Raw genomic sequence first — 12,175 nt, forward strand, 5'->3', positions numbered from 1 at the left:
CGGTAGGCCAGGCTTAACCTACCGCCCGGCAGGCCAGTGTCAAGCCTGCCGCTCGGTAGGCTTGGCGGCATGAGCGAAGGGAAGCGGGGCGGGGACAAGACGCGGCGGGAGGCGCAGCGCGTCGCTTTCGAGCTGTTCACCAGCCAGGGCTACGAAGCCACGTCACTGCGCGAGATCGCCGAGCGTCTCGGCATCAACAAGGCCTCGCTCTATTACCATTTCCGCAGCAAGGAAGCGATTTTGGTGTCGCTCTTCACCGAGCGGGCACAGGAGGCCGAAGACCTGGTGACGTGGGTGCGCGAGCAGCCGCCGGGCGCGGACCTGCTGGAGCGGGCCGTGATGCGCTGGGTGGACTCGTTCTCCACCGACAAGCTGCGGGGCATCCGGTTCATGGCCGCGAACCCGCACATCGGGCGCAGTCTCAGCGCAGCCGAGGGCGACCGCATCGGTAGCGGGCTGAACGAGCTGGCCGAGCTTCTCAGCGGGCTGCTCCCCCGCCCCACGCCCGTCGACGTCATGCTCGTGCGGATGGCTGTCACGAGCATCAACGCCGCCGTTCACGCGGCGGCGGGGTCCGAGCTGAACGACGACGACATCGTCGAGGCCGCCCGCACCTCCGCCCGGACGCTGCTGCGCGAGGTCAGCTCCCGTCAATCGGGCACCACGACCTCGCCGGCCCGCCGAGGGAGCCGGGCCTGATCAGCAGCCTTCCGAATCCGGCAGCAGCGGGCTCGCGGTGACGCGGTAGGTCTGGCCGTTCCGCTTCCAGCTCGTGAGCGCCGGAGTACCCGACAGCACCCGGAGCAGTTCATCGTCCGGCGTCAGCACCCGGCACGGACCGACTCGGGGGAAGGGGACATCGCGGGGCCAGCCTCGGACCGGGCCGGTGCCGCCGGTCTGAGTGGTCACACTCAGGGCAATGCGTTCCGGCCGGATCCTCCGCGCTGCAGGCATACTCGTGCGCTGCCGGAGTTCGGCCAGGAACCGGGCGCGGGGGTCATCGGTGCCGATCGCCACGAAGGCGCTCACCCGCACGCTGCCCCGGTAGCGAAAGGTCACCCGCGTCGCGGGAACGGGAGACGCCTCGGCCCGGTCCGAGGTGTCGAGCCCGACCGCCACCGCCGCTGTCACCACGGCGGACATCTCACTCGCCGTCAGCTTCACGGCGTCGAGTTCGGCGAGGACGGCCGGGTCGTCCAGGTCCCGGGAAACCAGCCACCCGTCGTCGTAGAGCGTCAGCGACGGAGCCGCCGGAACGTCCACCATCGACCTCGACATCACGCGCAGGACGACCTCGTCGGCGGATCTGCCGACCGTGGTCCAGATCGCTTGCGGCGACGTGGGATCGGGCCCGGTGGCGGAGGACGGCACCGTCGATTCAGCCGGACCGCAGGCGGCCAGGACGATGGTCGCGAGCGCGACCAGGGTGTGGCCCACCCGGCTCCCCGCCCGTCCAGGAGCCGGGTGGGCCCGCATCAGCGGTTCACCGGGACGTCGGTCAGCGACCAGACGAGACGGTCGAGGTGCGCGGGGTCCTTGCCCCAGATCGACGTGCCCGTGATGGTCAGGCCGTCTTCGGTCGGGTAGGTGCCCCGGATCCGGATCCGGTCGGTGATCTTGCCGGTCCGGGCGTCCGCGACCGTGATCCTGCCGTGGGCGCGTCCCCGGGTGCTGGCGTTGATGTTGAAGGTGATCTTCCGGCCGGCGACGACACCGGTTCCGTCGATCGTCTTCAGCGTGCCCTTCTTGTGGGTGACGACGAAGTCACCGGAGTCCAGTTCCCCACCGAATCGGTAGGCCTGGCTCCCGGTGCGGTCGAACGTCACCGCGTCCCGCAGACGCGGAGGCTGCACGGCGTCGACCGTGACGGTCTCCTGCGCGGTGGCCTTGGCGCCGTCGGTGTCGGTCACCGTCAGCTTGGCCGTGTAGGTGCCCGCACGGGCGTACGTGTGCGAGACCGTGGCGCCGGTGCCGGTCTCGCCGTCACCGAACTCCCAGGCGTACGAGTCGATTCCCTCGACATCGACCGACGCCCCCGCGTCGAACCGCACCACCAGCGGCGCGTTCCCCTGTGTCGGGTCGAGCGTGAAAGCGGCCGTGGGCAGGTCGTTCACGGGCGTCGTGGTGATCCACACGGTCGAAAGGGCCGTGCCGCCCTTACCGTCCGCGATGGAGTACACGAACGAGTCCCCTCCGTGGTAGTCCGGCCCCGGCGTGTAGGTGCAGGCCGCCCCCTGGCAGGCCAGGGAACCCAGCTGCGGGAAGGACGCCGGTTCGAACGTCAGCGGGTCGCCCTCGGGATCGGTGGCCCCCACACTCAGGTCGATGTTCACCGCGGTGTCTTCCGGGGTGTTCACGAACTGGTCGGGAGCGGACGGCGCGCGGTTGGCGCAGGTCAGCACCAGCCGCAGGTCGGTGACCGGCGGCGGGATGGTGAGGGTCTCACTGGCCGCGTACGGCAGTGCGGGATCGGCCGCCGAGGTGCAGTTCGGGTGCTCGGCCCTCACCTGGTAGTAGCCGGCCACGACGTCCCAGCCGAAGTGCCCGTCGGCGGTGGTGAACGACGGGTTGCGCCGGTTGGCCGGGGACATGAGCCCGGAACCGTCGGGCACCTCGGTGAACGGGCCGCTGATGTCGTCGGAGCGGTAGAGGGTCACCTCGGCGCCCTCGATCGCGTGCCCGGCGGTGTCGACCACGTTGCCGCTCGGGTCGATGTAGACGTCGAACGTGATCACGTTCGAGGTGCCGTCCGGGCAGGCCAGCGTGATGCTGATCTGCGCGAAACCACTGATCGGGCGCAGGGGTTCGATGGTGGCGGTGTACTCGCCGTCGGCCCCCTCGGCGAGCGTGCCGTCGCGGCGGGTCTCACCGCCCTGGGTCAGGACCCAGGTGGCCACGCCTCCCTCACAGCCGTGGGTGCGCAGGGTGAGCGGGTCGCCCCAGTAGAGCACCGGCAGGCCGTCGGGGTTGGTGGAGATGCTCGTGATGCTGGTGCCCGCCGGAGGTGGCGTCGGCAACTGCAGCACGATGTCCTGGCTGGTGAGGTCGGCCCCACCGTCCGGGATCGTGACCGTGCGCGAACCGGTTTCGGCCCGGGACGAGCCCGGCGGGTAGGCGGTGATCCGGTACTCGCCCGACGGCAGCCCGGCGACGCTGTACGCGCCGTCGCGGTTGGTCGAGGAGGTGTTGCAGGCCCGGTCACCGCTGGTCGGGCAGACCTGCACGAAACTGTCGGCGAGCACGTTCGCCGGGTCGGGCGAGCCGCTGTAGACCGTGCCGGCCACGCTGCCACCCACCGGGACCTGCCCGGAACGCACCCGGAACACGTAGCGGCCGTCCATGCTCGAGTCACGTCGGCCGTCGACCAGGGCGGTGGGCGACCCGTCGAGGAACGCGCCGTTGACCCCCGAGTTCGGGAACTCGTCGAACGTGCCCGCGACGCCCGTACCGGCCGAGTACCCGGCCCGCACCGCCGTGCCGCCCAGACCGCCCGAGCCGCCCGAGGCGTCCCCTGTTTCCCACTGCGCCTGACCGTAGTTCATGACGATGTCGAAGTCGCCGGGCCGGCCACCCGGGTCCTGCGACCGGTCGGTGAGCAGGAGCTGGGCCCGCACCAGCTTGTCCGCCCGGCCGCCGTAGTAGCCGACCCCGGCGCCGGCCCAGTTGGCGCAGAACGTCTTGCCGTCGGCCGAGGCCCCGTAGGTCACCACGTCGGAGCGCAGGTTGCGGGTGTCGACGTCGGCGAAGAACGGCGCGATGATCGGCCGGTCGATGTCAGACGTCAGTGCGAACGGGGTGAACGTGTTCATCGGCTGGTCGAACGTGACGTTGCCGTTGTTGTTGACGTAGAGCGAGTTGTGCGTGTTACCGAAGAAGTTGACGCTGAAGGGCAGGTCGATCCGGTCCGTCGAGCTGTCGTCGTTGCGGCCCAGGATGTTCTGGGTGCAGGCCGCGAGGTTCTGCACGGCGCCGCCGTTGTCGTCCTTCGGGCTCGCGAGCATCCGGGTCGCCTCGACCGTGGCCTTGACCTGTGCACAGTCGTCGGTGTCGGTGACACTGCCGACCAGGTTGGCGCAGCCCTGCTGCAGGGCGTTGGCCAGGTCGCGGTAGCGGCTCGTCGACGAGAGCAGGCCCTGCGCCTCGTAGTAGAGCCGGGCCGCCTTGTCGATACCGAGCCCCCTCACCGGGGTGCCGTTGAACGTCCCCCCATCGGTGATGAGGAAACCGGCCTTGTTGCCGACACCGCTGTTGTGGTGCACGCCGCAGTTGTCGTTGGCGACGGCGTCGCACACCTCCTCCGGCGGCGTCTCCTGGTAGATGCTGCTGTCCATGGCGTCGGGCTGCGGCTCCACGGACCGCGTCGGGTCGGCCAGGTTGCGCGTGACCCCGCTCCCCGCGTCCTCACCGTGCAGCCAGTTGCGGTCGGCCGCGTCGTTGCCCAGGCCGTTGGTACGGTCGATGAACTCACCGAACACGTCGGACATCGACTCGTTGATGGCGCCGCTCTGGTCCAGGTACTCCAGCCCGTTCATGGCCGCGGTGACGCCGTGCGTCATCTCGTGGCCGGTGACGTCGTCGGAGAGCCGCTGCTCGCCGAAGGTCATCGTCGAGGTGGAGTCGTTGTAGAAGGCGTTGCCGTACGGGCAGTCGTCGTTGCTGTCGGGGCAGGCGCGCACGATGGCGCTGAGGGTGCTGCCCGATCCGTTGATGCTGTCGCGCCCGAAGCGCTCACGGTAGAAGGAGTACACGGCGCCCAGGTAGTCGTACGCCTGGTTCACCTGCGGCTCGCCGGCCGCGGCGCCGCCCTCCTCGCGCACCGGGCTGTCGCAGGTGGACGCGCCCGCGCGGTCGTTCTGGTTGTCGCAGATGCGCCGGACCAGGTCGTTGGCCACCTTGTCGACCTGCACCAGGGGCTGGTTGCTGGCCGCGTCGACGTAGACGTCAGCCGCATGCGGCTCACTGTCGCCCTCGGCGCTCACCCGCACCTTCCAGACCAGCTGCGGGTCGGGCTTCTCGGCTCGCCCGAGCAGGCTGGCGTCGTAGATGGCCTTGGCCGGTGCCACGACCTCGAGGTCGGCCTTCGGCACGTCCCAGTTCTGGCTGGCCTCGGTGACGGCGGTGGTGGTCGCCTGGGCGGGAGTGACAGCTGCCGTGGTCGATTCACGGACGTCGGGGCTGAGTTTTCCGGTCACACTCACCACCCTGCCCGCCTGGTTCACACGCACCACCAAGCCGGCCATCGCCACGGGAACCTCGAGGCGTTTCTGGCTGAAGCGCACCCGCCAGCCGCCGCCCAGGGCCCCTTCGGGTGCGGACGCGGCGAGCTCGGTTCGGGTTGCCCCGAAAAGAGTTCCGTAACGGTCGATGAACGCCTGGGCGGCCTGTGCCGCCGTGGTGGTGCCTTCGGCGGTCCACGGGTGCCCGGCGGCGAAGCCGACGTAGCTGACGGCACCGGTGAGCGGGTCGGCGGAGATCTGGGTCTGGCCGTCGCCGGCCTTGACGAGCTGCTCGATCAGCAGCGCGTCGCCGGTGGCGGCGGGCTTCTCCGGTTCCGGCGCGGTCTTGTGAGTGCTCACGGCCAGAGCCGGTGAAGCACCGAGGACCATGGCGGCGCCACACACGGCGGCCGCTCCGGCTCGGACCAAACGTATCCCGGGTCTTTCCACGGCCCTATTTCTGGCTCGCTTGCTGGTCACAATGTTTCCCCCCGTGTATTGAATTGGACGGGGCGAACCGTAGCCCGGCGGCGTCGACAGGGGTGCGATCGGCACAGAAAGTGGCCTGAACAGTCGATCCTCACCGCGCGGGCTCATGAGCCACGAATGGGAGAAGATGGACTTGGTCAAACTGATACACCGCAGACCACGGACGCTATCGCCCACCGGCCCCGGTAAATTGAGAATTCTCTTTTAACCGTTGACGAAGAAGGCGCTGAATATTTCGACACTTGTTGATTCGCCTTGGCTTGCCACCACTTCGTGCACGCCTGGGATGTATCACTCTCCGGCGTTCTCAGTATGCGACCGTCAACCGTACGGTCCCTCCTGTGCCGATCCGGGGAATCGGAGGTTTCGATTGGGAAATTCGCCTGAAAGGCCTTGTGGGCACGGCTAATCTTCCAATCGCCGCCCGCATCCGGCGGCGGCCTTCCCTGACAACGGCGTTGGAGGACGGCCCCGGAGATCACCCACTCCGGCACAGCTGGCGCAAGGCCTGGACCCACTCGGCCCCACCCGAACCTTGAGCCCGGAGGAGTCCGAACCTTGGCGAATGCCCCCCGTTCCGGCCTGCCCGAAATCAAAAGCCGCAAGCAGCATCATCAATTTCTCTAGGCGACATCAACGCCAGCCTTCAGACCTGTAACACAAAAACACCGGGACTTTCAGTTCACCTCATCGATTGGGCTCACTGGAAATGGTTCGCGTACTGCAGGTCAGCGCCACTCTTTCATCGCTCGACGGAGGCCCGGCGGAAGCTGCCCTCAACCTCAATCGGGCACTACGCGCTCATGGTGTGGACGCCACCATTGTCTCCACCGACCAGCACTCCGCCGGGCAGCTTCCGGACGAGCGCCGCCGGTACATCACCGCGTCGGGCGTGGCCGCCGAGTTGTACCGCGCCCACTGGCCTTTCGGCGTCAAGGCCTCCATCCGCATGGCTCTCGCCCTGAGTCGTCACGTTCGAGCGTCAGACGTCGTTCACATCCACGGCTTCTATCTCTGGCACGCCGTGCTGGCCGCGACCTACGCGCAGTTCCACCGCGTGCCCTACCTAATCCAGCCGCACGGCGTCTTCGAGCCCTACCAGGAGCAGCAGTCGACCCGGATCAAGTCACTGTTCATGCGATTGGGCGGGCGCCGCGCCCTTCGGCTGGCCTCCGCCATCGCCTTCGACACCGAGACCGAACGCCGGGTGGCAGTGCTGCCCCGCTGCGCTCGAGCGGTGCGGCGCGTGATCATCGCTCCGGCTCCGCGAGGCCAGCGGCCCAAGGCCCGTGACATCGGCGGCGTCTCGCCGGGGCCGCACATCCTGTTCCTGGCGCGTATCGCCCCGAAGAAGAGGGTCGATCTCGTCATCGCCGCGATGCCGGAGATCCTGCGCCAGTTTCCAGGCGCCCGTCTCACCATCGCCGGTGACGACGCCGAGCACCTCGCCGAGTCCGCCCTCCAGCAGTCGCCCGCCCAGGCCAGGGCCGCCATCACCTGCTGCGGCTTCGTCGAGGGCGTGGCCAAGGACGAACTCATCGACTCGGCCGACGTGTACGTGCTCCCGTCGGAGAACGAGAACTTCGGCATCAGCGTGACCGAGGCTCTCGCCGCCGGGCTCCCCGTCGTCATCTCCAAGAACATCGCCCTCTGGCAACAAGTCCGGGAGCACGAGGCCGGTATCGTCATCGACCAGCTGGACGCGGCCGATGTGGCCCAAGCCGTGTGCACGCTGTTCAGCGATGCTCAGCGTCTGCACACCGCAGGCAACGCCGCCCTCGACCTCGGCCGAATCCTGTTCTCGGCCGACGCCACCCGCGAGCAGGCGATGAACGCCTACGAGACGGCGTTGGGCATGACACCTGCGCTGCACTGAGCGCCAGCCGTCGCTGACTCTCTTGATCTCAAGCATTCGTCGTATGGACAGGTCCGTCGGCCGGTTCATATCCCTACGAAGGCATTCGAGGGAGCCCCTTTCACCGCGCGAAGCGACCGTCACCATGATTCACCTGCGGTAGCCTCCTCGGTACCGATTGTGACGATACGGAATCGGTGAGCAAATCACCGACGTCGACGTCGGCCATGTACTCATGCCGTCCGGAAGGTCCGGACGGCATCGAGCACCTCGGGACAAACCGAGAACGCCGGCGCTCGCAACCGAGGAGGTCTCCAGATGCGGTCCGACTTCAAGATCCCCGTCTCGGTCGTCATTCCGACGAAGAACGAAGAAGCAGGAATCCTGGAGTGCCTCGCCTCGGTGAAGGCCTTCGAGCAGGTCATCGTCGTCGACTCCGAGAGCCCCGACCGCACGCAGCCGTTGTCCAGGTCCGCGGGCGCGGAGGTCGTGAACTACCACTGGGACGGTGCGTACCCGAAGAAGAAGCAGTGGTGCCTGGACAACCTGGACCTGCGCCACGACTGGGTGCTCTTCATCGACGGCGACGAGCGGCCCAGCGCCGCCCTCGTCTCAGCGATCCGCGAAGCCGCCCGAACCGGCAAGATCGACGAGTTCGGCGCCTTCGACCTGGATCTCGACTACCACTTCCTCGGCCGTCCTCTTCGCCACGGCCACCAGGTGGTGAAACGGGCGCTCGTTCACCGCAGGCGCACGGTCTTTCCCGAGCTCGGTGACCTGGGCGCCCCCGGCATGGGCGAGCAGGAGGGCCATTACCAGCCCACCGTCGACGGGGCCGTGGGCCGGCTGCCCGGGCGCCTGGTTCACGACGACCCGGATCCGTTCGCGACCTGGGTCGCACGGCACAACCGCTACTCCGACTGGGAAGCCTACCTGCAGGAGCATCCCCAGCTCGCCCACCAGATCCAGCGCCTGCGCTCGAGCCGCGCCCGGCGCTACCGCGACACCCCGTTCAAACCCCTGGCCTTCTTCCTGTACTCGTACGTCCTGAGGCGCGGATTCCTCGACGGTGCAGCCGGTTTCCACTACGCCGTCGCTCACTCGTTCTACTTCTGGATGATCTCGGTCAAGCGGCGCGAGGCCCGGAACCTTCCCCCCGCCGGCACCATCGATGTCGACGCCACCCCCCGGGTCATCGACGTGGACAGATTCACGAAGGAAGTTAAGTGACCCTGAGCGTCATGCGTGTCGCGGCCTCCGTCTCCCCCCTCGACGGCGGCCCGGCCACCGGAATTCTGGCCCTGTCAAGGGAACTCAGGCTCGCCGGCACCGAGGACACCATCTACGCGACCGACGCGCACGGCGCCGGGCACCTGCGCAAGACCGACCTGCCGAGCACCAATCAGCCCCACGTCAACCTCTCTCGGGTGCACTCCCCCAGGGCTCTGAAACCCGCGCTCGGCATGTCGATCCGGATCCTGCTGGGAATCCGCCACGTTGACGTGGTGCACATCCACGGCTTCTACCTGTTCCACAGCGCGCTGGCCGCGGTGACCGCTCGGCTGATGAAGAAGCCCTACATCATCCAGCCGCATGGGGTTTTCGAGCCGTATCAGGAGAAGCGGTCGCGCGGTCGGAAGAACGCGTACATGCGTGTGATCGGTGACCAGGTGCTCCGCCACGCGGCGGGACTCATCTTCGCGACCGAGGCCGAACAGGCCAATGCCAAGGCAGTGATCGAGCGCTACTCGCTCACATCGTGGATCATGCCGCTCGGAGCTGACGCTACCGCTGTTCCGCCGAACCCCCCGGGCACGCCCCACGAGCCGACCGTCCTCTTCCTCGCGCGTCTCGCCTCGAAGAAGCGCGTCGACCTGGCCATCAAGGCCATGCCCATCGTCCTTGAGTCTCAGCCTCGGGCAAGGCTTCTCATTGCCGGCGAGGGTGACATGGAACTCGTCGAGACGCCGTTGGCCGAACTGGCGCCTGAGGTACAGGAACGCATCAGCGTCATCGGATTCGTCGAGGGCGATGCCAAGGCAGCCGCGTTCGCGCAGGCGGACGCGTATGTGCTGGCTTCCGAGAACGAGAACTTCGGGATCAGCGTTGCCGAGGCCCTTGCCACAGCGACCCCCGTCATCATCTCCGACCAGGTAGCCATCGCCCCGGCCGTCGAGACCAGCGAAGCCGGCATCATCGTCTCGTCGCTGACTCCGGAAGCCGTGGCCGACGCCATCCTCAGAGTCCTCGACCCGGACACCAATCAGGTCATGTCCCAGCACGCCAAAGAGCTCGCCAACCGCGAGTTCAGCTGGTCGGCCACGGCCCGGACAGCCGAAGGCATCTACCGCGACCTGCTCCCCCCGTCCTGACCCTGGCCACACCGAGGAGGCTCCAGAACGATGCCCGTACGCAGCGGCGACAAGCCCCGGGTGCTCTACTTCGTCTCCCACCCGATCCCGTACCAGGCACCGATGATCAAGTACCTGGCCACGACCGGCGACGTCGAGATGCACGTGGTCTTCGCCCGCGACGACGGCCTGGTCTCCTACTACGACCCGGACTTCCAGAAGTCCGTGGCCTGGGACATCCCGCTCACCGACGGCTACAGCCATGAGTTCCTCCGGATCAGGAGCGGTGAAGCGACCAGCCGGTTCATCAAGCTCACAGAGCTCGTCTCCTTGATCCAGACGTTCCGCCGGTTCCGTCCGGATGCGGTTTGGGTACACGGTTACGACTCCCGTTTCTCGCTGGCCCTGCTCGCGGCGTGCAAGCTGACCCGGGTGCCACTGCTGGCCCGCGCCGACGTCGAGGAGTCGGACGCGCATGGCGGCCCTAAGGTCCGCATGGTCAAGAACCGGCTCCTGCGCTGGTACTTCCCGCACATCAGCGGATTCCTGGCAGTGGGGATCCGGAACGCGAAATTCTACTCGGACCGCGGGGTTCCGGCCCGCAAGATCTTCTCGACCCCCTACGGAATCGACAACGTGCGGTTCCAGCAGACGACTGAGTCTCCCGCCTCTTCCGAGGTACCGACCTTCCTCTTCGCCGGCAAGCTGATCCCCCGTAAGCGTCCGCAGGATGCCATCGAGGCGCTTCGCCGAGTTCCCGCCGCCAAGCTCATTTTCGTCGGAAGCGGTGAACTCGAGCCAATGCTCCGGCAGATGACCGAAGACTACGGGCTGCAGGATCGCGTCACCTTCGCCGGCTTCGTGAACCAGGCCGACATCGTCGGCTACTACCAGCGAGCTGCCGCGCTGCTGCTGATCTCCGAGCGCGAACGCTGGGGTCTCGTGGCCAACGAGGCCATGGCGGCCGGCTGCCCGGTGATCAGTTACGAGGCCGTCGGGTGCAGCCATGACCTGGTGCGAGACCAGGAGACCGGCTTCGTCGTGGACACGGGCAATGTCCCGCAGCTGGCCGAGGCGATGACGAAGCTGCTGGACCCGGAACGGCAGCGGGAGCTGTCACGCAACGCCCGGGAGCACGTGGCCAACTACTCGTTCCACGACGTAGCACGCGGACTGAACGACTCATTGAAGTCTTTGGGTGTCCTCACGCCGGCCGGGTGACGGCGAGCAACCCACAGAACCGCTCAAGGCAATTCACTGTCCGGGAGGCTCCGGCGGGGGCCTCCACAGACCCTTGTTCTGTTCGTAGAGGAAGCGCGATCCGGCCCAGGAGATCTCGTCGGATGTTCCTTCTCCGTCGGAACTCACGGTTTCGCGGATCTCTTTTGCCGGGATCGGGGAATCCTCTTCGGGCGCAGGTGTCTTACGGGCGGAACGACGGGGATCGTCGCGCAGATCCACCACGTCTACCGATGCCTGGCCATGAGCAGTGCGGCCGTGGTGTTCAGAGCTTCGCCTCGCTCCAGAGGCCAGCCCTGCCGCGAGAAGTACGGCCTCGACGGCGAATCCACCGGCAACACCCAGCAGAACGCCCGCTGCGAAGAGCCTGTCTTCGTTCTTCACGGCACGGCTCGTGTCAGCCAGACGAGAGTGTATCTCCGGAATCGATGTCCCCTCCGCCCCCAGGCCGATGGGACTCTCACCGTACTCCGGGGCGAGTGCCGTGGCCCTCAACAGATCACTGGAACTGAACAACACCTGCAGGTCCGGATTTGTCTCGGTCAGGAAACTGGCCCGAAAATACGTGGCCTTCGGCTTTTTCCAGGTGAACGTCATACACCGAGGACCCTGTTCAGGTGAACAGGCCGCTGCGAACTGCCCGAGACCGGGTGTGTGCAAAGCCACGAAGGCACCCGAGTTCACGGAGATCGAGTGGCGCGCTCTTCCGGAGATCGTGTACGCGAGGTTGTCAGCGCCCGACCCCTTCGAGTTTCCAGTAGCGGAAAGCATCAACCAGGTACCGGGGGTGCTGACCCCGAACATGTCTGGGCTTCGCTCGTTCCAGAGACTTCCGGAGCGGCGGCTGATCTCCTCGTGCATGGGCGGGACGACTTCGCTGTGCACGGGAACGCTCAAGTCACCTTCGAGGAATACGAGAAGCGCTTTCCTCTTGTCATCCGCGGGCAGGCCCTCAGGCCAGGCGACGTCAATCTCGATCTGGAAGTAGGACAGGTCCTTGGTGTCGGACACGCCTTGCATCCAGA

The 12,175-nt window shown here is 67.2% G+C and carries 8 protein-coding genes; 5 read left to right on the plus strand and 3 right to left on the minus strand.

The genetic code is table 11. The features are described 5' to 3' along the window. Positions 1–69: 69 nt before the first annotated feature. Entirely contained in the window at positions 70–699 is a 630-nt protein-coding gene (locus J2S57_RS03745) for a TetR/AcrR family transcriptional regulator (protein WP_307238313.1), read from the plus strand. On the opposite strand, the gene J2S57_RS03750 is transcribed toward J2S57_RS03745, so the two are convergent. Continuing rightward, positions 700–1,437, minus strand: a complete 738-nt coding sequence (locus J2S57_RS03750) for a hypothetical protein (protein WP_307238315.1) — start codon at positions 1,435–1,437, stop codon at positions 700–702. A 38-nt stretch (positions 1,438–1,475) separates the two neighbouring features. Continuing rightward, the gene (locus tag J2S57_RS03755) at positions 1,476–5,576 is read right to left on the minus strand and encodes a M4 family metallopeptidase (protein WP_307238317.1); all 4,101 of its coding nucleotides are present in this window, start codon (positions 5,574–5,576) and stop codon (positions 1,476–1,478) included. A gap of 838 nt (positions 5,577–6,414) precedes the next feature. Here J2S57_RS03755 and J2S57_RS03760 point away from each other — a divergent pair. The 4 genes from J2S57_RS03760 (at position 6,415) to J2S57_RS03775 (ending at position 11,132) form a co-directional block, all read left to right on the plus strand. Beyond that, a complete protein-coding gene (locus J2S57_RS03760) occupies positions 6,415–7,581 on the plus strand; it encodes a glycosyltransferase (protein ID WP_307238320.1) in 1,167 nt (388 codons plus the stop codon). A 297-nt stretch (positions 7,582–7,878) separates the two neighbouring features. Further along, complete coding sequence (locus J2S57_RS03765; protein WP_307238322.1) at positions 7,879–8,790, plus strand: glycosyltransferase family 2 protein; 912 nt, start codon at positions 7,879–7,881, stop codon at positions 8,788–8,790. Further along, positions 8,787–9,932 carry a glycosyltransferase gene (locus J2S57_RS03770; RefSeq protein ID WP_307238324.1) on the plus strand — a complete coding sequence of 382 codons (1,146 nt, stop codon included), beginning with the start codon at positions 8,787–8,789 and terminating at the stop codon, positions 9,930–9,932. The genes J2S57_RS03765 and J2S57_RS03770 overlap by 4 nt, the downstream gene beginning before the upstream one ends. A gap of 30 nt (positions 9,933–9,962) precedes the next feature. Further along, on the plus strand, positions 9,963–11,132 hold the full coding sequence (locus J2S57_RS03775) for a glycosyltransferase family 4 protein (RefSeq protein ID WP_307238326.1): 1,170 nt from the start codon (positions 9,963–9,965) through the stop codon (positions 11,130–11,132). A gap of 33 nt (positions 11,133–11,165) precedes the next feature. Here the strand turns inward: J2S57_RS03775 and J2S57_RS03780 are convergent, their stop codons facing one another. Then, entirely contained in the window at positions 11,166–12,161 is a 996-nt protein-coding gene (locus J2S57_RS03780; protein WP_307238328.1) for a hypothetical protein, read from the minus strand. Positions 12,162–12,175: the final 14 nt, after the last annotated feature.

The sequence above is a fragment of the Kineosporia succinea genome (genome assembly GCF_030811555.1).
GTDB lineage: Bacteria > Actinomycetota > Actinomycetes > Actinomycetales > Kineosporiaceae > Kineosporia > Kineosporia succinea.

Bases quoted from the DNA above. Each gene is read 5' to 3' on its own strand.
- J2S57_RS03745 (WP_307238313.1), top strand. From the start codon at position 70: ATGAGCGAAGGGAAGCGGGGCGGGGACAAGACGCGGCGGGAGGCGCAG.
- J2S57_RS03765 (WP_307238322.1), top strand. From the start codon at position 7,879: ATGCGGTCCGACTTCAAGATCCCCGTCTCGGTCGTCATTCCGACGAAG.
- J2S57_RS03760 (WP_307238320.1), top strand. From the start codon at position 6,415: ATGGTTCGCGTACTGCAGGTCAGCGCCACTCTTTCATCGCTCGACGGA.
- J2S57_RS03775 (WP_307238326.1), top strand. From the start codon at position 9,963: ATGCCCGTACGCAGCGGCGACAAGCCCCGGGTGCTCTACTTCGTCTCC.